The sequence below is a fragment of the Pseudomonas abietaniphila genome (assembly GCF_039697315.1).
Taxonomy (GTDB): Bacteria; Pseudomonadota; Gammaproteobacteria; order Pseudomonadales; family Pseudomonadaceae; genus Aquipseudomonas; species Aquipseudomonas abietaniphila_B.
In genome coordinates this window covers 61,735-86,155 of record NZ_CP155619.1, presented here as the reverse complement: position 1 = coordinate 86,155, position 24,421 = coordinate 61,735, and the positions used below count along the sequence as shown (strand labels likewise).

Annotated in this window: 16 protein-coding genes; 7 read left to right on the top strand and 9 right to left on the bottom strand. The window is 60.6% G+C overall.

What is annotated here, in order from left to right; all coding sequences use genetic code 11:
• Nucleotides 1–32: 32 nt before the first annotated feature.
• From ABDX87_RS00325 to ABDX87_RS00290, 7 genes are all read right to left on the bottom strand, one after another.
• A complete protein-coding gene (locus tag ABDX87_RS00325; RefSeq protein ID WP_346831036.1) occupies nt 33–2,015 on the bottom strand; it encodes an acetyl/propionyl/methylcrotonyl-CoA carboxylase subunit alpha in 1,983 nt (660 codons plus the stop codon).
• Nucleotides 2,015–2,839, bottom strand: a complete 825-nt coding sequence (locus tag ABDX87_RS00320) for a gamma-carboxygeranoyl-CoA hydratase (RefSeq protein WP_346831035.1) — start codon at nt 2,837–2,839, stop codon at nt 2,015–2,017. The genes ABDX87_RS00325 and ABDX87_RS00320 overlap by 1 nt, the downstream gene beginning before the upstream one ends.
• An 18-nt stretch (nt 2,840–2,857) precedes the next feature.
• A complete protein-coding gene (locus ABDX87_RS00315) occupies nt 2,858–4,465 on the bottom strand; it encodes a carboxyl transferase domain-containing protein (RefSeq protein ID WP_346831034.1) in 1,608 nt (535 codons plus the stop codon).
• A 16-nt stretch (nt 4,466–4,481) separates the two neighbouring features.
• Nucleotides 4,482–5,645: an isovaleryl-CoA dehydrogenase gene (locus ABDX87_RS00310; RefSeq protein ID WP_346831033.1), complete on the bottom strand. Its 1,164-nt coding sequence runs from the start codon at nt 5,643–5,645 to the stop codon at nt 4,482–4,484.
• A gap of 724 nt (nt 5,646–6,369) precedes the next feature.
• Nucleotides 6,370–7,269 carry a hydroxymethylglutaryl-CoA lyase gene (locus tag ABDX87_RS00300; protein WP_346831032.1) on the bottom strand — a complete coding sequence of 300 codons (900 nt, stop codon included), beginning with the start codon at nt 7,267–7,269 and terminating at the stop codon, nt 6,370–6,372.
• A gap of 53 nt (nt 7,270–7,322) precedes the next feature.
• Nucleotides 7,323–7,703, bottom strand: coding sequence for a MerR family transcriptional regulator (locus tag ABDX87_RS00295; RefSeq protein WP_346831031.1), 381 nt, complete (start codon nt 7,701–7,703; stop codon nt 7,323–7,325).
• A gap of 227 nt (nt 7,704–7,930) precedes the next feature.
• Complete coding sequence (locus ABDX87_RS00290; protein ID WP_346831030.1) at nt 7,931–8,878, bottom strand: LysR family transcriptional regulator; 948 nt, start codon at nt 8,876–8,878, stop codon at nt 7,931–7,933.
• 193 nt (nt 8,879–9,071) lie between these two features.
• Between ABDX87_RS00290 and ABDX87_RS00285 the strand changes: the two genes are divergently transcribed.
• Nucleotides 9,072–10,304: an acyl-CoA dehydrogenase gene (locus ABDX87_RS00285; protein ID WP_346831029.1), complete on the top strand. Its 1,233-nt coding sequence runs from the start codon at nt 9,072–9,074 to the stop codon at nt 10,302–10,304.
• Nucleotides 10,305–10,439: 135 nt separating this feature from the next.
• Here the strand turns inward: ABDX87_RS00285 and ABDX87_RS00280 are convergent, their stop codons facing one another.
• Nucleotides 10,440–11,804, bottom strand: a complete 1,365-nt coding sequence (locus ABDX87_RS00280; protein ID WP_431061193.1) for a substrate-binding domain-containing protein — start codon at nt 11,802–11,804, stop codon at nt 10,440–10,442.
• Nucleotides 11,805–11,924: 120 nt separating this feature from the next.
• Nucleotides 11,925–12,737 carry an exodeoxyribonuclease III gene (xthA, locus tag ABDX87_RS00275; RefSeq protein ID WP_346831027.1) on the bottom strand — a complete coding sequence of 271 codons (813 nt, stop codon included), beginning with the start codon at nt 12,735–12,737 and terminating at the stop codon, nt 11,925–11,927.
• Between the two features lie 210 nt (nt 12,738–12,947).
• Between xthA and ABDX87_RS00270 the strand changes: the two genes are divergently transcribed.
• From ABDX87_RS00270 to ABDX87_RS00245, 6 genes are all read left to right on the top strand, one after another.
• Nucleotides 12,948–13,598: a GNAT family N-acetyltransferase gene (locus tag ABDX87_RS00270; protein WP_346831026.1), complete on the top strand. Its 651-nt coding sequence runs from the start codon at nt 12,948–12,950 to the stop codon at nt 13,596–13,598.
• A 67-nt stretch (nt 13,599–13,665) separates the two neighbouring features.
• Nucleotides 13,666–15,396, top strand: a complete 1,731-nt coding sequence (locus tag ABDX87_RS00265; protein WP_346831025.1) for an autotransporter assembly complex protein TamA — start codon at nt 13,666–13,668, stop codon at nt 15,394–15,396.
• Between the two features lie 59 nt (nt 15,397–15,455).
• The gene (locus tag ABDX87_RS00260) at nt 15,456–19,085 is read left to right on the top strand and encodes a translocation/assembly module TamB domain-containing protein (RefSeq protein WP_346833657.1); all 3,630 of its coding nucleotides are present in this window, start codon (nt 15,456–15,458) and stop codon (nt 19,083–19,085) included.
• Between the two features lie 109 nt (nt 19,086–19,194).
• Entirely contained in the window at nt 19,195–19,695 is a 501-nt protein-coding gene (gene tpx / locus ABDX87_RS00255) for a thiol peroxidase (RefSeq protein ID WP_346831024.1), read from the top strand.
• A 194-nt stretch (nt 19,696–19,889) separates the two neighbouring features.
• Nucleotides 19,890–21,236 (top strand): MdtA/MuxA family multidrug efflux RND transporter periplasmic adaptor subunit, encoded by a 1,347-nt coding sequence (locus ABDX87_RS00250; RefSeq protein ID WP_346833656.1) that lies wholly within the window; start codon nt 19,890–19,892, stop codon nt 21,234–21,236.
• Nucleotides 21,233–24,328, top strand: a complete 3,096-nt coding sequence (locus ABDX87_RS00245) for an MdtB/MuxB family multidrug efflux RND transporter permease subunit (protein ID WP_346831023.1) — start codon at nt 21,233–21,235, stop codon at nt 24,326–24,328. The genes ABDX87_RS00250 and ABDX87_RS00245 overlap by 4 nt, the downstream gene beginning before the upstream one ends.
• Nucleotides 24,329–24,421: the final 93 nt, after the last annotated feature.

The window sequence follows — 24,421 nt, the reverse complement described above, 5'->3', positions numbered from 1 at the left end:
ATTTTGCATTCGGGGGCCATCCCCAACGGACGTCAAGACGCCTTGGCAGCGCTCAACTCGTTCAACTCAACCAGCACCGTCCCTTCGCTGACCATTTCACCCTCGGTGCAGTACAACGCCGACACCGTTCCGGCCGCGCTCGCGCGGATGCTGTGTTCCATCTTCATGGCTTCCAGCACGACCAGAGGTGTCCCGGCCTCGACCGCCTGACCCAGCTCAACCAAGACCCGAACGATGCTGCCATTCATGGGGGCGGTCAGCCCGCCTTGATGGGTGTGGCTGGCCTCCACGGCTGCGATTGGATCGTAGCGTCTGATCGCGTGCAACTCGCCTTGCCAACTGAGGTACAGCGTGTCTGCGCGACGCATCGCACGTGTTTGGCGCCGCACGCCATGGTGCTCGCTGACGAGCTGCTCGCCGAGCCACTGAACAGTGGACGTGTCATCGCCCTTCAGGCGAATCACGCGGTGTTCTGCGGCGCAACTCAGGTGCAGGACCACCGCGCTGGGCAGCCCCAGACGCAGGCCGTTTGCCCCCGACCAAGGCGAATGCGGATCGTCATGGCGCACCCTGGCCGGCGTGCTGAGGTGCCATGCAATCGCGGCGGTTTGCCAGAACGCGTCCGACAATGCCTCTGACGGTGGCAGCAGGTTGGCCTGATAGCGAGGAATGAAGCCAGTGTCCAGTTCAGCGTCGGCAAAGGCCGGATGCGCAATGATCCGGCGCAGAAACGCCAGATTGGTCCGCACCCCGCCGACGGCAAACTCGTCAAGCATCGACAACAGCCGCAAGCGCGCCTGTTCCCGGTCCTCTCCCCAGGCAATCAATTTGCCCAGCATCGGATCGTAGAAGGGCGAGACGTCATCGCCTTCGCTGACGCCGCTGTCGACACGGCGTCCCGGACCTGGCGTCGATTCCCGATACAACGTCAGCGTGCCGGTGGCCGGAAGAAAGTCGTTGGCCGGGTCTTCGGCGTACAGCCGCACCTCAATTGCATGCCCGTTCAACGGCACCTGATCCTGCGTCATGGGCAGCGGCTCGCCTTGGGCAACGCGGATCTGCCACGCGACCAGGTCCAGCCCCGTGATGGCTTCGGTCACCGGGTGCTCGACCTGCAAGCGGGTATTCATTTCCATGAAGAAGAACTCGCCACGGGCGTCGAGCAGGAATTCCACTGTGCCGGCCCCGACATAACCGATGGCTTGCGCGGCCCGCACGGCGGCTTCCCCCATCGCGCGACGGAGTGCCGGGCCAAGACCGGGTGCTGGCGCTTCTTCGACCACCTTTTGATGGCGACGCTGGATCGAGCAGTCCCGTTCGTTGAGGTACAGGCAATGACCGTGCTGATCGGCAAACACCTGGATTTCGACATGGCGAGGCTGGAGCACGTATTTCTCCACCAGCATGCGCGAGTCGCCAAACGACGATTGTGCTTCTCGTTGCGCGGACGCCAACGCTTCGGCCAGGTCTTCGTCGCGCTCCACAACCTTCATGCCCTTACCGCCGCCCCCTGCGGTGGCTTTGAGGAGCACCGGATAACCGATGCGCGCGGCTGCTTCGCGGAAGGTTGCAGCGTCCTGCGCTTCGCCGTGGTAACCGGGGACGAGGGGAACGCCCGCGGCTTCCATCAGCGATTTAGCCGCCGATTTACTGCCCATGGCATCGATGGCAGAGGCAGGCGGTCCCAGAAACACCAGGCCGGCTTGCTCGACAGCGCGAGCAAATCCGGCGTTTTCCGAGAGAAATCCATAACCGGGATGAATCGCCTGAGCGCCGCTGCTTTGGGCGGCGGCAATCAACGCGTCGATCTGCAGGTAACTGTCTGCGGCTTTGCTGCCGCCCAGATTCACGGCGACGTCGGCTTCACGCACATGCCGGGCATCGCAATCGATCGCGCTGTGAACCGCCACCGTGGTCAAGCCCAACGCGTGGGCGGTGCGCATGATCCGGCAGGCGATTTCGCCCCGGTTGGCGACAAGCACCGAGGTTAAAGCGATGGTTTTAATCGCGTCCATCAGCGTGACTCTCCGTTCTTATTGTTGTCATCGCGCCAGGCGGGATCGCGTTTTTGCAGGAAGGCTCGCAAACCTTCCTGGCCTTCCGGGCTGACCCGGATTCTGGCGATAGCGTTTTCACAGTACCGGCGCAATGCGGTCGACAGTTCGCCATGGCCGACTTCGCGCAGCAGATCCTTGCTCACGCGCATGGCCTGCGGGCTGTTGAGCAGCAGGTTGTCGATCCAGTGCTGAACCTGCTGTTCCAGTTCTGACGCGGGGTAAGACTCGGCGAGCAACCCGATCTCGCGCGCGCGTGTGCCGTTGAAACGTTCGGCGGTGAGTGCGTAGCGGCGGGCGTGGCGTTCACCGATGGCTTGAATCACGAACGGGCTGATCACCGCAGGCGCCAGGCCGATTTTCACTTCCGACAGGCAGAATTGCGCGTCGTCGGCACCGATTGCCATGTCACAGCAACTGATCAGGCCCAGGGCACCGCCGTAGGCGGCGCCTTGCACCACGGCCAGTGAAGGCAATTTCAGCTTGGCGAGGTTGTACATCAGCTCGCCAAGTTCGCGGGCGTCCCCCAGGTTGGTGTTGTAGTCCAGGTTCGCGGATTCCTGCATCCAGGCCAGGTCGGCCCCGGCGCTGAAGTGCTTGCCCCGCGCCCGCAGCACCAGAAAACGCAAGCGGGCATCGCCCTGAACACGGTCGAGCGCGATGATCAGCTCGCGAATCATCTGGGCGTTGAAGGCATTGTTCTTTTCCGGCCGATTGAGCCACAGCGTGGCGAAACCGCGCGGGTCGAAATCCAGTTCAAGCGTGTCGAAATCATTGACGTTCATGGAAGGCGTCATCCTCGGTCACATGCGGAACACGCCGAAGCGTGTCGCCTCGATGGGGGCGTTGAGCGCGGCACTGATCGCCAGGGCAAGAATGTCGCGGGTTTGCGCCGGATCGATCACGCCGTCGTCCCACAACCGGGCGCTGGAGTAGTAGGGGTGACCCTGATGTTCGTACTGGTCAAGGATCGGTTGTTTCAACTCGGCTTCCTGCTCGGCGGTGAACGTCTGGCCGCTGCGCTCCGCCTGCTCTCGCTTGACCTGCACCAGCACGCCCGCCGCCTGTTCGCCACCCATGACGCCGATGCGCGCGTTGGGCCACATCCACAGGAAGCGGGGGTCATAGGCGCGACCGCACATGCCGTAGTTACCGGCGCCGAAGCTGCCGCCAATGATGACGGTGAACTTGGGTACTTTGGCGCACGCCACGGCCGTGACCAGCTTGGCCCCGTGCTTGGCGATGCCGCCCGCTTCGTACTTCTGGCCGACCATGAACCCGGTGATGTTCTGCAGGAAAAGCAGGGGAATGCCGCGCTGGCAGGCCAGTTCAATGAAGTGCGCGCCTTTCTGCGCCGCTTCGGCGAACAGAATGCCGTTGTTGGCGAGAATCGCGATCGGGTAGCCGTTCAGGTGTGCAAAACCACAGACCAGTGTCGTGCCGAACAGCGCCTTGAACTCATTGAACACCGAGCCGTCGACCAGTCTGGCGATCACTTCGCGCACGTCGAATGGCTGCTTGGGATCGGCTGAAATCACGCCGTACAGTTCGTCACTGGCGTAAAGGGGCGCCAGTGGCGTTTGCCGTTGCAGTTCGCCCTGTTTGCGCCAATTGAGGTGAGCGACGCTGCGACGTGCCAGCTCAAGGGCGTGTTCATCGCTGTCGGCATAGTGATCGGCGACGCCGGAGACCTTGCAGTGCACGTCGGCACCGCCCAGGTCTTCGGCGCTGACCACCTCGCCGGTGGCCGCTTTCACCAGCGGCGGACCTGCCAGAAAAATGGTCGCCTGTTGACGGACCATGATGGCCTCGTCGGCCATCGCGGGCACGTAGGCGCCGCCCGCCGTACAAGAGCCCATGACCACCGCGATCTGCGGGATGCCCTGGGCACTCATGTTGGCCTGATTGAAAAAGATGCGGCCGAAATGCTCCCGGTCCGGAAACACTTCGTCCTGACGCGGCAAGTTGGCGCCACCGGAATCGACCAGATAAATGCAGGGCAAGCGGTTCTGCTGCGCGATGGCTTGGGCGCGCAGGTGTTTCTTGACCGTCAGCGGGTAATACGAGCCGCCTTTGACCGTCGCGTCGTTGGCGATGATCATGCACTCGACGCCCTCGACCCGGCCAATGCCAGCGATCACGCCTGCGCAAGGCACGTCCTCACCGTAAACGTCGTGCGCGGCCAGCTGGCTGATTTCAAGAAACGCTGAGCCGGTGTCCAGCAATCGGTCGATGCGGTCGCGGGGTAACAGCTTGCCCCGTGAGGTGTGGCGCTCTTGCGCTTTGGCGCCACCGCCTTCCCGGACCTGCGCCAGCAACTGGCGCAAATCGTCGACCTGTTTTTGCAGGCTGGTGCGGTTAGCGGAAAACTCAGCCGAGCGCGGATTGATGCGGGTGTGCAGGATTGCCATGCTGCCTCCGGCGCTGTCAGCGGGTTTCGTTGAACAATTCGCGACCGATGAGCATCCGCCGGATTTCGCTGGTCCCGGCGCCGATTTCGTACAGCTTGGCGTCACGCAGCAGGCGTCCGGCGGGGAATTCGTTGATGTAGCCGTTACCCCCAAGGATCTGAATGGTGTCCAGCGCCATCTGTGTGGCACGTTCCGCGCTGTAGAGAATCACCCCGGCAGCGTCCTTGCGTGTGGTTTCCCCGCGTTCACACGCCTGGGCCACGGCATACAGGTACGCGCGGCTGGCGTTGAGCTGGGTGTACATGTCGGCAACCTTGCCCTGAATCAGCTGGAATTCGCCGATGCTCTGGCCGAACTGCTTGCGGTCGTGGATGTAAGGCAGCACCACGTCCATGCACGCCTGCATGATCCCGGTCGGACCGCCGGAGAGCACGACGCGCTCGTAATCCAGCCCGCTCATGAGCACCTTGACGCCACCGTTCAGCGCACCCAGAAGGTTTTCTTCCGGAACTTCCACGTCGTCGAAGAACAGCTCGCAGGTGTTCGAACCGCGCATGCCCAATTTGTCGAACTTGTTGCCGCGGGAAAAACCTTTCCAGTCGCGCTCGACGATAAAGGCGCTGATGCCATGCGCACCTTTCTCAAGGTCGGTCTTGGCATAGATTACGTACGTGTTGGCATCAGGGCCGTTGGTGATCCAGGTCTTGCTGCCGTTGAGCACGAAGCGATCGCCGCGTTTGTCGGCACGCAGCTTCATCGACACGACGTCGGAACCGGCGTTGGGCTCGCTCATCGCCAGGGCGCCGATGTGTTCGCCGCTGATCAGTCTGGGGAGATAGCGGGCTTTCTGTTCGGGATTGCCGTTGCGATTGATCTGGTTGACGCACAGATTGGAATGCGCGCCGTAGGAGAGTGCGACGGACGCAGAGCCCCGGCTGATTTCTTCCATGGCAATCACGTGGGCTAAATAACCCAGTCCGGCGCCGCCGTATTGTTCATCAACGGTAATGCCCAACAAGCCCATCTCACCGAACTTGCGCCACATGTCGGCCGGAAACAGGTTGTCTTTGTCGATCTGGGCGGCACGAGGCGAGAGTTCTGCGGCAACGAATGCCTGCACCTGATCGCGCAGCATGTCCAGCGTCTCGCCGAGGCCGAAATTGAGCGTGGGGTAATTCATGAGCCTGCGTTCCCTTGTTGTTTTTGGAGGGGCTATCGGATGGCAATATTCAGTATCACCTTTACGTTAACGTAAACCTGTGAGCAGGCGGATGTCAACGAGGTGGTGACGAGGTTCGGGGGTTGGCGGGACACCGAGGTCGGGGCAGGCAGGGAGAGCAGGGGATTGAAACCCCAGACAGCACGAAGGGGAGCCTAGGCTCCCCTCCAAGTTCAGTTGCATGCTCTTTTTTGTTTTTAGGCGGCCTGTTGTTGTTTTTGGTGGCCAGACCTTTTTTGCTTTTTTGAGCGACCCCCATGCGGGATCAAGAGCAAACGTATTTTTTTGAGCGCTGATATTGCTTCGATCTTGCGATTCAACCCGTTCGGTCGCTACCTGAAGGTAGTTTTATTGTTCTCTGTACGGTCGAGAGGACAAAGCCTCACAAAGCGATCCACTCCAAAAAAATCAGTTAGCTACGCCTCTGTCCGTGTTGTTCTTGTTATGTCAGAGCCGTTACGTCTTGTTTTTATTGGTTTGCTGCGATTTGTTATTTTTGTTGTACGTAAGACATAGCAGAAGCCATGCCAACTTTTCCGAAATTTGCGGAGGGCCCGGAAACCGGGGCTTCGCAGAAAAGCTTGAAAACAGCGGGTCATGACAATCGTCACTCAGTGTTTCCGTGTTACCCGTTTCTGTGTCCCAATGCCGGTGAGGGTAACACTGTGTGACAAGTTGTCGCACATCAGCCCGACAAACGCGCTTTTGCCACCCGCGAGCCATTGGCGCGGCCGAGCACGTCGCTGATGCGTTGCCCGGCGGCAATCAACGCGTCCAGATCCACACCGGTCTCGATCCCCAGGCCCATCAGCATGTAGAGCACATCTTCAGTCGCGACATTGCCCGTGGCCCCTTTGGCATAGGGGCAGCCGCCCAGGCCAGCGACCGAGCTGTCGAACACCTGAATGCCTTCCATGAGGCCCGCATAGATGTTGGCCAACGCCTGACCGTAGGTGTCGTGGAAGTGCCCGGCCAGTTTGCTGCGCGGTATCTGGCCGGCCACTTCATTGAACAATTCCCGGGTGGCGCCTGGCGTGCCCGTGCCGATGGTGTCGCCGAGTGACACTTCGTAACAGCCCATGGCGAACAGTTCATTGGCCACCGCCGCCACCTGTTTAGGTGAAACGACGCCTTCATACGGGCAGCCCAGCACACAGGACACGTACCCGCGCACCTGGATGCCGTGTAGGCGGGCGGCCTCCATGATCGGCAGGAAGCGATCGAGGCTCTCGCTGATCGAGCAATTGATGTTGCGTTGGGAAAACGATTCCGAGGCGGCGGCGAACACCGCGACCTCCTTGACCCCGGCGGTCAATGCGTCTTCAAAGCCGCGAAGGTTCGGCGCGAGGGCGGCATAGGTGACACCGTCCTTTCGCTGGATGCCGGCGAAGACTTCTGCCGACCCTGCCATTTGTGGCACCCATTTGGGCGAGACGAAGCTGCCGACCTCGATGTAGCCAAGACCGGCGTGGGTCAAGTCATCCACCAGGCGGATCTTGTCGGCGACGTCGATCGGACGGGCTTCATTCTGCAAGCCGTCCCGAGGGCCGACTTCCACCAAACGTACGCGTTGCGGGAGGGGCATGACAGGCATTCCTTCTTCAACAATTTCCAGGTAGTGCATTTAAACGGCCGTTTTCAAAGAGAATTGCTGAGGGCCGCCCTGCAGCGTTCTTCTGCGGTGTCGAGCTCCAGCTGCATTTGCTGGATGTCCAGCAGCTGTTGATCGAGCTGTGCGCGGCGCTCCGCAATCTTCACCAGCATCGTGGTGAGTTGCTTCTGATTGTCGCCGGTCGGGTCGTACAGTCCGATCAGATCCCGACACTCAGCCAGCGAGAAGCCGATGCGCTTGCCGCGCAGGATCAGCTTGAGTGTGACTTTGTCCCGGGCCGAATAGACACGCTCCAGACCACGACGCTCGGGACATAGCATGCCTTGCTCTTCGTAAAAGCGGATGGTGCGCGTGGTGATGTCCAGCTCGCGTGCGAGGTCGGAAATACTGTAAGTCGGATTACTCATGGAAGGGCTCGTGCGAGAAAGGCGTCGAGCTAACGTACGGCGACCTTGACGTAAACGTCAAGCCGGCATCAGCTTCGCCATTCGAGCGGTGGCAGCCGACTTGCTGGCACAGGCGTCAGGTCACGAACGTTGATATCGCTGACACGACGCTCTCGCCAACAAGGCGGTTCCCACCGTCATTCACCTCGATTAAGGATTAATACATTGCCATAACCATTTGATATTTATTACTTAACCGCTTCTTCAAGTTCTTTCTCAAGTTTGCGTTCCTGAGCCGTGACCAGTTGGCAAAGCTCAATGATCTGCTCGCGCATCCAGCGGTTCGCCGGATCCTGATCGGTGCTTTCGTGCCAGTACAGGTGCGTCTCCACGGTGGGGACATCGTTGACCGGCAGGTACACGAAATGCAGGTCGTTGCGGCGCGCGAAACGTTCCGGGACGGTCATGACCATGTCGGTCTGCTGCAACACTTGTGACGCCATCAGGTAGTGCTGCGAGCGCAGGGCGATTTTGCGTTGAATGCCCATTTTACCCAGCGCCAGGTCCACGTAGCCCAAGCCGCTGCGGCGGCTGGAGATGTGAATGTGGGCCACTGACAAATAGTCATCCAGGCTGATGGCGGCTTTATTGGCCAGCGGATGGCCTCGGCGCATGGCGCACACGTAGTTGTCTTCCATGAGTTTGACGTGCCGCACCTGGGGATCGGTGTTGAGCGGCGCGTCCACCGCAAAATCAAGCCTGCCAGCGGCCAGTTCTTTGGTGGTTTCCCTGCGTTTGGACAGGAAGCTTTCGATCGTCACTGCCGGCGCGAGTCGGCGGAGCCGTTGAAACAGCGCCGGCAAAATAATGGCCTCGGTCAGGTCGGTCATGCTGATGCGGTAGTTTTTGTTGGCCTGGAGCGGGTTGAAGATTCGGCTTTCCTGCACCGAGACGCGCAACAACGAGAGTGCGTTACGCACCGGGCCGATGATGTTCTGGGCCATCGGCGTGGGCACCATGCCTTGGGCCGTGCGGACGAACAGCGGATCATTGAAGGTTTCCCGCAGACGGGCCAGGGCGTTTGAGACCGCAGGCTGGGTGATGCCGACGATCTGACCGGCGCGGGTCAGGTTGGCTTCCGTATAGATGGCGTCAAAGACAATAAAGAGATTGAGATCGACCTTGCTCAGGTTCATTGCTGTGCGCCTCACGCTGCTTTTGTTATTAGGGCTGGGGTCCGGCCTGACTTGGTACTGTCGTTCAGGAACTGGCCTGATCATATATCGGTTATGAATGTTAATACACGCCGAGAATAGGTTAGATAAATGGAAAGGCCTGTTCTAGCATCGTCCCATGACTTGAAACCACCTCATCAGAAGGTAGCTGCCCATGGATTTCGCTTACTCCCCCAAGGTCCAGGAACTGCGCGAGCGTGTGACCGCGTTCATGGACGCTTACGTGTACCCGGCCGAGCCCGTGTTTGAGCGGCAGGTGGCAGAAGGGGATCGTTGGCAACCGACGGCGATCATGGAGGAACTCAAGGCGCGGGCCAAAGCCGAGGGGTTGTGGAACCTGTTTCTGCCCGAATCGGAACTCGGCGCCGGCCTGACCAACCTGGAATACGCTCCGCTGGCGGAAATCATGGGCCGTTCTCTGCTGGGGCCTGAGCCGTTCAACTGCTCGGCGCCCGACACCGGCAACATGGAAGTGCTGGTGCGTTACGCCAGCGAGGCGCAGAAGCAGCAGTGGCTGGAGCCTTTGCTGCGCGGCGAAATCCGTTCGGCCTTTGCCATGACCGAGCCCGACGTAGCCTCATCGGATGCCACCAACATGGCCGCCCGTGCGGAGCGCGACGGCGATGAGTGGGTGATCAATGGCCGCAAATGGTGGACGTCCGGCGCCTGTGACCCGCGCTGCAAAATCATGATCTTCATGGGCTTGAGCAACCCTGACGGACCGCGTCATCAGCAACATTCGATGATTCTGGTCCCTACCGACACGCCCGGCGTGAAAATCGTGCGGCCGTTGCCGGTGTTTGGCTACGACGACGCGCCCCACGGTCACGCTGAAGTGTTGTTCGATAACGTACGCGTGCCCTACGAAAACGTCTTGCTGGGCGAAGGCCGTGGTTTCGAGATCGCTCAAGGCCGTCTTGGCCCTGGCCGGATCCACCACTGCATGCGTTCGATCGGTATGGCGGAGCGTGCGCTGGAACTGATGTGCAAGCGCTCGGTACAGCGTACGGCGTTCGGCCGACCCCTGGCGCGATTGGGCGGGAACATCGACAAGATTGCCGATTCGCGTATGGAAATCGACATGGCGCGCCTGCTGACTCTGAAAGCCGCGTACATGATGGACACGGTCGGCAATAAGGTGGCGAAAAGCGAAATCGCGCAGATCAAAGTGGTCGCGCCGAACGTGGCGTTGCGGGTCATTGACCGGGCGATCCAGATCCACGGCGGCGCAGGGGTTTCCGGCGATTTCCCGCTGGCCTACATGTACGCGATGCAGCGCACCCTGCGATTGGCCGATGGCCCGGATGAAGTGCACCGCGCAGCCATCGGCAAATACGAAGTCGGCAAGTACGTGCCGAAAGAGCTGATGCGCAGCGAGCATCGCTGAGCTTCATGCAGCGGTGGTATTGGACGCGCTTGAGCACTCGCAGCCTTGTCGGTAAGGCTGCGGTGCATTCTTAACAGCGCCATGAGAATCCATCCGCTCCCGCAGTGATTCAGCCCAGCCCGCCGCAGGGTCGCTTCACTCCACCCACACTTCAACGCGACGATTCTTGATACGGCCTTCATCGGCGTCGTTCGCGGCGACGGGCATTTCATCGCCGAAACCGCGCACATCGCGCGGGATCACGCCGCTTTTCAGCAATTCCCGGCGCACCGCCATGGCCCTGAGTTTCGAGAGTAACTGGGCCCGTGCCGGGTCGCTTTTCGCATCCCCAAACCCTACCAGCGTGACCTTCTGATTCAGCAGGTCGTGGACGTTCAGGTAGTCGGCCACCCGTTTCAGGTCTTGGCGAGCCTTGTTGTCCAGTGTCGCGCTGCCTTGGGCGAAGCGGAAATTCACTGACAGCCGTTCGGCTTCACGGGCCAGGTTCTGATACTCCACGGGCATTTCCGAGGTGGCGCGTACTTTCACGGCCTGCACGGTCTGCGCGACAAAACCGTTCTGCGCCACGATGGACTGGCCCTGCGGACTTTGAGCGAAGCGGACCAGCGCCTTGGCCCAACGCTGTTTGGCGTCGGGCGGCAAATAGAAGTACAAACGGCGCGACAGCGGGTAATCCTCCGTCGCGATCAGACTGATGCTGGGCAGCATAGGCTTCGACGTACCGTCACTGATCGCCACTGCCTTGGCCCGCCGGACATAGGGCAGGCCGATGAAGCCGATCCCCTGCCGGTCGTGACTGACCTCGTCGGACAGCGCTTCGCTGGATTCGAAACGCTGGGTGTCACGGGTCAGGGTCTTGCCGAATTTCGCCAGTACCAGCTCGTTGAAGGTATCGAAAGTGCCGGATTGCTGATCGCGGGCATACACATGAATGGGGCCGCCTGTGCTGCCCAGTTGCTCCCAGTCATGGATCTCGCCCGAGAAGACTTTCGCCAGTTGCGCGGTGCTCAGTTCGCGCAGTGGATTGGCCGGGTGCAGGATGACCGCAACGCCATCGATGGCAATCACCTGTTCGGCCTCACGGCTGCGTAGATCGCCGAGGCCGGACAGGTCGTTGAGTTCAGCGTCCTTGATGGGGCGTGAAGCGGCGGCGAGATCCGCCTGACCGCTCTTGAGCGCGACGAAGCCTGTGCTTGAGCCGTGAGCGGCAATGTCGATGCTGACCGACTGCCCTGAGGGCAGTTGACCGACGATGCGCGATTCGTTGGGTCTGATGCCGGGCTGCTGCTCAATGGCCTGCGCGCCTTGCTGGTTGAGCAGCCCGATGACCAATGCCGGACCCAGTTGCGCGCCGATGGTGTTGGAGCCCTGAATGCGCAGCGCGGGCGTGCCATCCGTAGGGGCGGGGAGTGCGGCCGCGCGGGCCCCGAAGGAGAGCGCCCACAGCAGACAGACCGCGATGGCGTGTGAGAAAAAACGAGCGCGCTGCATGTGCGGCATCTTCTTATGGTCGAGAGATGCCGGAGAATAAGACAGATGCGTTACGGCGATATGACAGCCACGGGGGTTAGCCAGTGGCTGTTCAGGAGCAGGTGCTGGCCGGAGGACAGTCGCCAGGTATCAGCTCAATTCAAGCCAGATCGGCGCGTGATCGGAAGGTTTTTCCATCCCGCGCAGGTCGTAATCCACACCGGCGGCCAGGATGCGCGGCTGCAGGCCATGGGAGGCCAGGATCAAGTCGATGCGCAGGCCACGTTTGGGCTCGTCTTCGAAGCCGCGGCTGCGGTAATCAAACCAGCTGAACTGATCGACCACTTCCGGGTACAGATGACGGAAGCTGTCCACCAACCCCCAGTTCTTGAGTTTGGCCATCCACTCGCGCTCTTCCGGAAGGAAGCTGCACTTGCCGGTTTTCAGCCAGCGCTTGGCGTTGTCCGGACCGATACCGATGTCGCTGTCTTCAGGCGAAATGTTGACGTCGCCCATGACTACCAGAGCCTGGTCGTTGGAGAACCGGGTTTCCAGCAAGTGCTGAAGGTCGGCATAGAACTTGGTCTTGGCCGGGAACTTGGTAGGGTGGTCCCGGCTTTCGCCCTGCGGGAAGTAACCGTTCATGATCGTCACCGGCAGGCCGTTGCGGTCGGCGAAGGTGCCCCAGATAAATCGCCGCTGGGCGTCTTCGTCGTCGGTATCAAAGCCTTTATGCAGCGAAAGTGGCGCCTGGCGTGAGAGCAGGGCAACGCCGTAGTGACCTTTCTGCCCGTGGAAGTGCACGTGGTAGCCCAGCGCTTCGATTTCGGCCTGCGGGAACTGGTCGTCCGAGACCTTGGTTTCCTGCAGACCAATGACGTCAGGCTGGTGTTTTTCAATCAGCGCCGCCAACTGATGCGGGCGAGCGCGCAGGCCGTTGATGTTGAAAGACACAATTTTCATAGACGGCAGTCCTGGCAAAAACAAACCGCGATGCTAGCTGACCTGCCTGCCAACGGCCAGCCTCAAGGGCAATCTCACTCATCGACGGGCTGCTACGCTGTGGGAAATGCTTGGGAAACTCATCGGAACTGTCGTCAAGGCCCGCCACTCGAACGCTTGATACCATGAGCCCGTCCGAACGAGTCGGGTCATCGAAAGGGACACGATCACATGCCTGAATCAGCACATGCATCTGCGGACATCCGTCAGCTGGACAGCGGTTACTCCCGAGAAGCTCGATCATTGCTGTACCAGGCGTACCGGCACGAACCCAGTTTCGGTTATTTGTTCGAATCCGGCCGGTCCGGCTATGAGCATCGAGTACGCGCGACGGTTCGCGAGTTGGTGAAGCAGCACTTCCTGCAAGACATGCCGGCACTGGGGTTGTTTGTCGAGGACCGTCTGGTCGGCGTCGCGCTGATCGCGCCGCCGAAACGGCGTCTGGGCATCACCGAAAGCTGGGCGTGGCGGTTGCGCATGGTGATGAGCACCGGGCTTCGTTGTACTCAACGGTATCTGGAGTATTACCAGGCGGTGCTGGCGTGCCTGCCTTCCGATGCGGTCCATGTCCTGCCGCTGCTGGGGATCCACCCCGATTTTCAGGGCAAACACCACGGTGAGCAGTTGCTGCAAGCGCTGCATGACTGGTGCGCCGTGGACGAGCACTCCAAAGGCATCGTGCTGGACACCGGCAATGACCATTATCTGGAGTTCTACAAACGACAGGGTTATGAGGAGATTGGAGAAGTGGCTGTAGGACCTATCCGAGAGCACGTCTTTTTTCACCCAAACCCTCAGGTTTCAATCGGTTCCATGGTTTGACCGCGGATCTTTTGTCCATCCCAGCGGGTTCCAGAAGCACCCGCCGCTCGTGTTAGCATCCGCGCCTATGAAGTTTCCCGGTCGATTCACCAGTGGTTTTATCCTGATGTTTTCCAGCTGTGCGGCGTTCGCCGATGCGCAGTTGGATGTAAGGATCAAGCCGTCCAATTCCGAGCTCAAATCCAACATTGAAGGGTACGTGGGCACCCTCGGCGAGCGTGATGAACAGGCGCTCGAGCGTTTTAGCGTGGGCGCTGTCGAGCAGGCACAGAAAGCGGCCCAGGCGCTGGGTTACTACCAGGCGCAGATCGATACTGAGGTCAAACGGACCGACAAGGACCTGCACCTTGTTCTTACCGTAGAGCCCGGCGAACCGGTGCATTTGCGTAACGTCACGGTGCGGATCGAGGGCGATGCGCGTCAGCTCAAGGCATTCAAAGTGCCCAAGAGCGATGCACTCAGGTCGGGAGCGGTGCTCAATCACGGTCGCTATGAGGACGCCAAGCGCCTTATTCAGAATCAGGCCGCGCGCTACGGCTTTTTCAAAGGGCGATTCGTCGTTCAACGCCTGTCCGTTGACCCGCGGGCGGGTGTCGCTGACATCGAGCTGGTTTACGACAGCGGCCCCCGGTTTTCGCTGGGCAAAGTCACGTTCAGTGGCGATGCACCGTTTGATGAAGACCTGCTCAAACGCATGGTGCCCTTCAAGGAGGACACGCCTTACGATTCCGAGCTGATCGCCGAGCTCAACCAGGCCATGCAATCAAGCGGTTATTTCGAGGGTGTTCGTGTCGATGCGTCACCCACCGATGCGCAAGGTCAGGTGATCCCCGTCGACGTTCAACTGCAAACCCGCAAGCCTCGCACCATGGGGCTGGGTGTGGGCTATTCGACGGACGTCGGTCCTCGCGTAAAAGCCAACTGGACCCGTCACTGGGCCAATCCCCAAGGCCACAGCTACGGCGTCGAATCCGAATTGTCGGCGCCACGCCAGAACGTCGGCCTGTTTTATGACATCCCGCTGGACCCGCCACTGACCGATAAACTGCGATTCGCTGGCGGCTATCAATACGAAGAAATCGCTGACACCGACAGCCTCAGCAAACTGCTGACGGTCGGTCCTGAGTGGCACAGCAAGTTGCCCAGCGGCTGGGAGCGGGTCATTTCCCTCAAATGGCAGCGGGAAGAGTACCGTCTGGGCAACGATGAAGGCTTGAGCACCTTGTTGATGCCCGGCATCAGCTATTCCTATCTGCGCAGCGATAACCGGATTGACCCGCACAACGGTTACCGTCTGCAGTTCGAAACCGAGGTGGCGAAGGAAGGTCTGGGCTCGGACGCCAACGTGCTGCACGGCACCGCACTGATCAAGGGGCTGACAACGGTTGCACAGAACCACCGTTTTCTCGGCCGCGTGCAGGTGGGCGGCACGGCCACCAACGGTTACAAATCCATTCCGCCTTCGCTGCGATTCTTTGCCGGTGGTGACCAGAGCGTTCGGGGTTACGACTATCAGTCACTGTCCCCGGAAAACTCTGATGGCGACAAGATCGGCGGCCGCTACATGATTGCCGGCAGTGCTGAGTACCAGTACTCGATCGCTGAAAAGTGGCGGGTTGCGGCCTTCGTCGACCAAGGCAACTCGTTCAACTCGCTGGACTTGCCAAGCCTCAAAACCGGCGTCGGCATTGGCATTCGCTGGGTTTCACCGGTGGGGCCGCTGCGACTGGATCTGGCCCACGCGCTGGATGATGACGGTGGCATTCGTCTGCATTTCTCGATGGGACCTGAATTGTGACAAAGGCGGCACTGTTGAAGCGCATTTCACTTATTTTCGCGGCAAGTGTCTTGGCGCTGATGATCCTGATTGTGATCTCACTGGGGCTGGTGCTTGGGACATCGTCAGGAAGTCGCTGGGCATTAGCATGGGTACCGGGTCTGGAGATCAAGAACTTTTCGGGTCGTCTGGGCGGCGCCTGGCAAGCCGATGCCCTGGTCTGGCAGCAAGGCGAGAGCAAGGTCGAGGTCGACGCTCCGGTGTTCGAGTGGTCGCCGTCGTGCCTGATGCGGATGACGCTGTGCATCGACACCTTGAAGACCTCGGATATTCGCCTGCACTTCGCACCTTCCACCGACGAAGGCAGTGACGGCCCGATCACGCTGCCTACGCTCACGTTGCCGGTGGCCATCGAACTGGGCGAGGTTCAGATCGGCAGCCTGCACCTGGACGGGACCGAGCAAGTGCGGGACGTGCAGCTCGCGGCCCATTGGACGGCAGACGGTTTGAAGATCGATTCCGTGCACGCGCAACGCGACGACATCGTGCTGGACCTCACCGGTTTGCTGAAGCCCGTCGGTGACTGGCCGTTGACGGCGCAAGGTCAGGTCAAGCTGCCTGATGTGAGTGGTCAGCCGTTGTCGTTGACCTTGAATGTGGCAGGCGACCTGCTCAAGACGCTGAATGTGAACGCTCAGACCAGCGGCTACATCGAGGCGAAGCTGGTGGGGCAGTTGCAGCCCCTGGTGGAAAATCTGCCGGCAGAAGTCGCGATCACCAGTGACGGTTTCAAAGCCAGCAAGGACCTGCCCGCTACGCTGCAACTCAACCAGCTGACGCTGAACGCCAAGGGCGATCTGGCGCAGGGATACGCCATTCTCGGCAACGCCAGTCTGCCCGCCGAGCAGGGCCCGGTTATCTTGGCGCTGCAAGGGCGGGTCGATGCCAAGGGTGCGCAAATCACCACCCTGGACTTGACCGCCAGTGCCGAACAGTGGTTGAAGATCAGCGGATCGCTGGATTGGCAAAAAGGCTTGAGTGCCGACGCAAAGGTCGACTGGCTCGATTTCCCCTGGCACCGCCTATATCCGGTGATCGACGAACCGCAAGTCAGTGTTCATACCTTTAATGGCGAGATTTCCTATACAGACGGCAAGTACCTGGGCAATTTCATCGGTGACTTCAAAGGCCCGGCGGGTCCGTTCAGTCTGCAAAGTCCGTTCAGCGGGGATTTGCAGCAAATTTTCCTGCCGCAGCTTGAGTTGGTGGCGGGGCAAGGCAAAGCCAGTGGTCACGTTAACGTGCAGTTCGCTGACGGGGTCGCTTGGGATACCGCGCTGGACTTGAGCGCCATCGATCCTTCGTTCTGGGTGGCGGAGCTACCGGGATCACTTGCTGGCCCGCTGCGCAGCAAGGGTTCTTTCAAGGGTGAACGGCTGAACCTGAATGCCGATCTTGACCTCAAGGGTCGCCTGCGGGGGCAGCCTGCGGTGATGCAAGCCAAGGCCGATGGAGCAGGGGACAGATGGAGCGTGAGCGCCTTGGACATTCGTCTGGGTGACAACCGCATTCAGGGCACCGGAAGCCTGCAACAGAAGCTGATCGCGCAACTGGACCTGAACCTGCCGCGACTGGGTCAGCTCTGGCCGCGGCTGCAGGGTCAGGTCAAAGGCCGTGTCGATCTGGCCGGCACGCTACAGGCGCCCCAAGGGCAACTGGGCCTGCAAGGTACGCAACTGGCGTACGAGACCAACAAGCTGCAAAGCCTGAACCTGTCGGCGAAGCTGGACACTGCGCAACGCGCGACCGTCGACCTGAAAACCAGCGGCATTCAGGTAGGAGACACGGCGCTGGGCACGCTCGTGGTGAATGGTCAGGGTGATATCAAGCGTCAGCAGGTCAAGCTTGACCTGCAAGGGCCATTGCTCAAGCTGGCGTTGGCGCTGGATGGCACGCTTGACAAGGGCAACTGGCGCGGCCGTCTGGCCAGCGGTGATGTGCAAACGGGCGGGCAGGACTGGAAGCTGCAGCAACCGGCAAAACTCGAACGCCTCGCTGACGGCAAAATCAATTTTGGCGCCCATTGCTGGCTCTCCGGTCCGGCCAGTCTGTGCGGCGAAGACCAGCGCCTGATGCCCGACCCACGCTTGCGTTACCACCTCAAGCAGTTCCCGCTGGACAGTCTCGCGCAGTGGTTGCCCAAGGACTTTGCATGGAAAGGCGCGTTGAACGCTGATGTCCAGCTGGATCTGCCGGCGTCCGGACCCCACGGGCAGGTGGTGATCGACGCCAGTGGCGGCACGTTGCGCGTCAAAGAGAAGAGCCAATGGCTGGACTTTCCGTACCAGACGCTGAAGCTCACGAGCAGCCTGACGCCTAAGAAAGTCGACACCACGCTGGATTTTCGAGGTGGAAAGCTGGGTGACTTGCTGGCCCGCCTGAGCATTGATCCCGTGGCGAAAAACAAACCCGTCAACGGCGATTTCACGCTGACGGGGCTTGATGTGTCCGTGGCACGGCCCTTCGTCACGATGGTTGAAAAGCTCAACGGCAAGCTGAACGGCAGCGGGCGCATCTCCGGTGGTCTGTTGGCACCGCAGGTTAACGGCAATGTCGTGTTGAGCGACGGCGAAGTGTCCGGGCCGGAACTGCCGATCACCCTTGAAAAACTCAATGTGCAAGCCTTGATCGCAGGCGAGAACGTGCAGTTGAAGGGCAACTGGCGCAGTGGCGCGGCGGGTCAAGGCAGCATCAGCGGGCAGATTGCGTGGGCTGACGCGTTGAACGTCGGTATCAACCTGCAGGGCTCGCATCTGCCGATCACCGTCGAACCCTATGCCAAGCTGGAAGCAGCCCCCGACCTTAAGATCAGCTTGCAGGGCGATCGGCTGGCGGTGTCGGGCAAGGTGCTGATCCCCAAAGGCGAGATCACGGTCCGCCAATTGCCGCCGTCCACCGTCAAAGTGTCCGATGACACGGTGATCGTCGGCGCGCAAACCGAAGCGGGCAAGCCGCCGATGGCCATCGCCATGGACATCAACGTCGAGGTCGGTCAGGAGCAGTTGAGTTTCACCGGCTTCGGTCTGACGGCCAACTTGGCGGGGCACGTTCACATTGGTGACAACCTGGACACCCGGGGCGAACTGAACCTCAACGACGGCCGTTATCGCGCTTATGGTCAGCGCCTGACCATCCGCAAAGCGCGACTGCTGTTCGCGGGGCCGGTGGATCAGCCGTACCTGGACATCGAAGCGATTCGCCAGACCGACGATGTGATTGCCGGTATTCGCCTGAGTGGCAGCGCCGAACAGCCGACGACCACGGTATTTTCCGAGCCCGCGATGAGTCAGGAGCAGGCGCTGTCCTATCTGGTGCTAGGCCGCCCGTTGGCCACCAACGGTGAAGACAACAACATGATGGCTCAAGCCGCGTTGGCACTTGGGCTGGCCGGCAGTTCGTCAACAGCGGGCAAACTGGCCTCCGGTCTCGGGATCAAAGACTTCGACCTGGACACCTCTGGCAGTGGCGACACTACCGCCGTGGTTGCCAGTGGCAAGATCACCGACAAGCTCAGTTTGCGGTATGGAGTAGGGGTGTTCGAACCGGCGAATACGATCGCCCTGCGGTACCTGTTGAGCAAGAAGGTCTACGTGGAGGCGGCGAGCGGCGTCGCCAGTTCGCTGGATATTTTCTATAAACGGGATTTTTAAAAGGGCGAAGGCACCACCGACAACAAAGTGATGCCTTCCAGTAGGTCGTCAGGCCGATTCGTGGTTAACTTCCTGTCTTTCCCGCAACCTCAAAATAAGGACTCAGCTCATGGCTCAAGTGACTCGTAGAGGCTCCCCGGTACAGATCAGCGGCGAACTGCCAAAGGTCGGCAGCAAGGCGCCCGCTTTCAAACTGGTCGGTGGCGATCTGTCTGACGTGACCCTGGAAACCTTTGCCGGCAAGCGCAAAGTGCTGAACATCTTCCCAAGCGTTGACACCCCGACCTGCGCCACCTCGGTCCGCAAGTTCAACGCTCAGGCCAATGACCTGAACAACGCTGTGGTGCTGTGCATCTCGGCTGACCTGCCGTTCGCGCAAGCGCGTTTCTGCGGCGCCGAAGGCCTGGAAAACGTTAAAAACCTGTCCACCATGCGTGGCGCTGACTTCATGCAAGCCTACGGTGTGGCAATCGCTGACGGCCCGATGGTCGGCCTGACCACCCGCGCTGTCGTTGTGCTGGACGAAAACGATAACGTGCTGCACAGCGAACTGGTACCCGAGATCGGCCAGGAGCCGAACTACGACGCCGCACTGGCCGTGCTCAAGTAAGTTGTTCGTTGCGTATTGCCGGATAACGCACGGCAATACTTCGCAACACAAAGCGGCCTGACTCGATCAGGCCGTTTTCATTTGCAGGTCAACACGTTACTTAAGTAAGCACTGGGTAAATTGCCGGTAAAGGTCCTTTGCTTGGCACCTCACTATGCTTATTGTTCAGCCTCCCGAAGACGCTCACGCGCACACTGGTTGATTTATTCATGCAATCGTCTGGTTCCCGTAATTCTCGCCGCTGGCTGATCAGCCTGTTGGTCCTATTGATTGTCGCAGGCGTCTGTTGGCGGTACTGGCCGGGGTCGTCCGCCAAGATGGATGCCACCGCGCAGCAATCCGGTCAGGCGCACAAGGGCGCCAGCCGCAGTGGCGGGGCGGGGAAAATGACGGGGCAGCGTCCGGGATTCGGCGGTTCCACCGGCCTGGTTCCGGTGCGCGTGGCACCCGCAACGACCGGTGACTTCCCGATCTACTACAAAGCCCTGGGCACCGTCACGGCGATGAACACGATCAATGTGCGCAGCCGCGTGGCCGGCGAACTGATGAAGATCAACTTTCAGGAAGGCCAGCAGGTCAAGGCCGGCGATCTGCTGGCGGTGATCGACCCACGCAGCTACCAGATTGCGTTGCAGCAGGCCGAAGGCACGCTGATGCAGAACCAGGCGTTGCTGAAGAATGCTCAGATCGATGTACAGCGTTATCGGGACCTGTACAAAGAAGACAGCATCGCCAAGCAGACCCTGGACACCGCCGAATCGTTGGTCGGTCAGTACCAGGGCACCATCAAGACCAACCAGGCTGCCGTGGGTGACGCCAAGCTCAACCTCGATTTCACGCAGATCCGGGCGCCCATCTCGGGCCGCATCGGTCTGCGGCAGCTGGACGTCGGTAACCTGGTTGCCGCCAACGACACCACTGCACTGGCGGTCATCACCCAGACCAAGCCCATCACCGTCAACTTCACCTTGCCGGAAAAAGACCTGGCAGACGTGATCGGCCACTACCGCAGCGGCGACAAGCTGCCGGTCGAGGCGTGGGACCGCGGCGACGTGAAGTTGCAGGCCACGGGTGTGCTGGCGAGCATCGACAACCAGATCGACATCACCACCGGCACGCTGAAGTTCAAGGCGCGCTTCGATAACGCCAATGAAGCGTTGTTTCCCAATCAGTTCGTCAACGCACGGCTTCTGGCCAATACCCTGAAAAACGTGGTGCTGGTGCCTTCGGCGGCCGTTCAGTTCGGCGTCAATGGCACCTTCGTGTACGTGATGGAGGGCGACAAGAAAGTCCGTATTCGCTCGCTGAAAACCGGGCCAAGCGATGAAAACTCGACGGTCGTGACCGAAGGACTGGTCGCTGGTGACCGCGTGGTGCTCGAAGGCACCGACCGCCTGAAAGACGGCAGCGATGTGGACGTGGTCAACGACAGCAAGGAGGTGCCGGCGACGCCTGGGCAGAAACTGCAGGGGCAGCCGTCCAAGGAAAAGGAGTCCGGTGAGTCGGCCAACGCCGCGACCGCGAAAAAAGGCAACGTATGAACCTGTCCCGCCTGTTCATCCTCAGGCCCGTCGCGACCACGCTGAGCATGCTGGCCATCGTCCTGGCCGGCCTGATCGCGTACACCTTGCTGCCGGTTTCGGCGTTGCCGCAGGTGGATTATCCGACCATCCGGGTGATGACCCTGTATCCGGGTGCCAGCCCGCAAGTGATGACCAGTGCCGTGACCGCGCCATTGGAACGCCAGTTCGGGCAGATGCCCGGCCTGACGCAAATGGCGTCCACCAGTTCGGGCGGTGCATCGGTGATCACCTTGCGCTTCAGCCTGGACATCAACATGGATGTCGCCGAGCAGGAAGTGCAGGCCGCCATCAACGGCGCGACCAACCTGTTACCGAACGATTTGCCCGCACCGCCGACCTATAACAAGGTCAACCCGGCCGACACGCCCGTGCTGACCCTGGCGATTACCTCCAAAACCATGCTGCTGCCTAAACTCAACGATCTGGTCGACACGCGCATGGCGCAGAAGATCGCGCAGATCAGCGGCGTCGGCATGGTCAGCATTGCCGGCGGTCAGCGTCAGGCGGTGCGGATCAAGGTCAACCCTGACGCCTTGGCGGCCAACGGTCTGAACCTTTCGGACGTCCGCACGCTGGTCACCGCGTCCAACGTCAATACGCCCAAAGGTAATTTCGATGGCCCGACCCGGGTGTCGATGCTGGATGCCAACGATCAGCTCAAATCCCCCGAGGAATACGCCAACCTGATCCTGGCGTACAAGAACGGCGGTCCGCTGCGTCTCAAGGACGTCGCACAGATCGTCGACGGCGCGGAGAATGAACGGCTTGCCGCGTGGGCGAACCAGAATCAGGCGGTCCTGCTCAATATCCAGCGTCAGCCCGGTGCCAACGTCATTGAAGTGGTCGACCGGATCAAAGCCTTGCTGCCCAGCATCACCGACAACCTGCCGGCCGGCCTCGACGTGGTGGTGCTGACCGACCGCACCCAAACCATCCGCGCCTCGGTCAGCGATGTGCAGCACGAACTGCTCATTTCCATCGTGCTGGTGGTGCTGGTCACCTTCCTGTTCCTGCGCCGGCTCAGCGCCACCATCATTCCTTCCATTGCCGTGCCGCTGTCGCTGGTGGGCACCTTCGGCGTCATGTACCTCGCCGGTTTTTCGGTCAATAACCTGACCTTGATGGCCATGACCATTGCCACCGGTTTCGTGGTCGACGATGCCATTGTGATGCTGGAGAACATTTCCCGGCATCTGGAGGAGGGTGAAACCCCGTTGCAGGCGGCGCTAAAAGGCGCGCGGCAGATCGGGTTCACCTTGATTTCGCTGACCATCTCCTTGATTGCGGTCCTGATCCCGCTGTTGTTCATGGCAGATGTGGTTGGGCGGTTGTTCCGTGAGTTCGCCATCACGCTGGCGGTGGCGATCCTGATTTCGCTGGTGGTGTCGCTGACCCTGACGCCGATGATGTGTGCCCGGTTGCTCAAGCGTGAACCCAAGGAAGAGGAGCAGGGACGTTTCTATCGCGCCAGTGGTGTGTGGATCGACTGGCTGATCGGCGCCTATGGTCGCAAGCTGCAATGGGTGCTCAAGCATCAACCGCTGACCCTGCTGGTCGCCATCGCCACCCTTGGGGTTACCGTGTTGCTCTACCTGGCGGTGCCGAAAGGGTTCTTTCCGGTGCAGGACACGGGTGTGATTCAGGGGATTTCCGAGGCGCCGCAATCGGTGTCATTTGCCTCTATGAGCGAGCGGCAGCAGGCGCTGGCGAACATCATCCTGCAAGACCCCGCGGTGGCCAGTCTGTCGTCTTACATCGGCGTCGACGGCGATAACGCGACACTGAACAGCGGTCGCATGCTGATCAACCTCAAGCCTCACAATCAGCGCGACCTGACCGCCACTCAGGTGATTCAACGCATTCAGCCGCAGGTCGATCAATTGTCCGACATCCGCCTGTTCATGCAGCCGGTGCAGGACCTGACGATCGAGGACCGTGTCAGTCGCACGCAGTACCAGTTCAGCATGTCGTCGCCGGACGCTGAACTGTTGAGTCTCTGGAGCAACAAGCTGGTGGAGGCGCTGGCCGAGCGTCCCGAACTGACCGACGTCGCCAGCGACCTTCAGGACAAGGGCTTGCAGGTGTACCTGAACATCGACCGGGACGCTGCCAGTCGTCTGGGCGTGACGGTGTCCAACATCACCGACGCGTTGTATGACGCGTTCGGCCAGCGGCAGATCTCCACGATCTACACCCAGGCCAGCCAGTACCGTGTCGTGCTGCAGGCGGCTGCGGCCAGTGACCTCGGCCCCAAGGCGCTGGACCAGATTCACGTCAAGACCACCGACGGTGGGCAGGTCAAGCTGTCGAGTCTGGCGAAGGTCGAGCAACGTCAGGCCCAGCTCGCCATTACTCACATCGGCCAGTTTCCGGCAGTGATGATGTCGTTCAACCTGGCGCCCGGCGTGGCGCTGGGGCAGGCGGTGGAGGTGATCGAGCAGGTGCAGAAAGACATCGGCATGCCGATCGGCGTACAGACCGAGTTCCAGGGTGCGGCCGAAGCCTTCCAAGCCTCGCTGTCCAGCACATTGCTGCTGGTGCTGGCCGCCGTCGTGACCATGTACATCGTGCTGGGCGTGCTGTACGAGAGCTACATCCACCCGATCACCATTCTCTCGACCCTGCCATCGGCCGCGATCGGTGCGTTGCTGGCGTTGATCCTCAGCGGCAATGATCTGGGCATGATCGCGATCATCGGTATCATTCTGTTGATTGGGATCGTGAAGAAGAACGCGATCATGATGATCGACTTCGCGCTGGACGCCGAGCGCAACCGCGGCGTCGATCCACAGACCGCCATTTACGAAGCGGCCCTGCTGCGGTTCCGGCCGATCCTGATGACCACGTTGGCAGCGCTGTTCGGCGCGATTCCGCTGATGTTCGCCACCGGGTCCGGTGCCGAGTTGCGCCAGCCCCTTGGCCTGGTAATGGTCGGCGGCTTGCTGGTCAGCCAGGTGCTGACGCTGTTCACCACACCGGTCATTTATCTTTACTTTGATCGCATGGGGCGCCGGTTCCGCCGTTCGGGCAAGACCGAGGTGGCGGTATGACGGGCCAGCTGCACGTTTCAAGCTTCAAGCGGCAAGGTAGAAGCAGGGCTGCGCATGCGGGGGCCTCTGCTTTTGCTTGCCAGTTGAAACTTG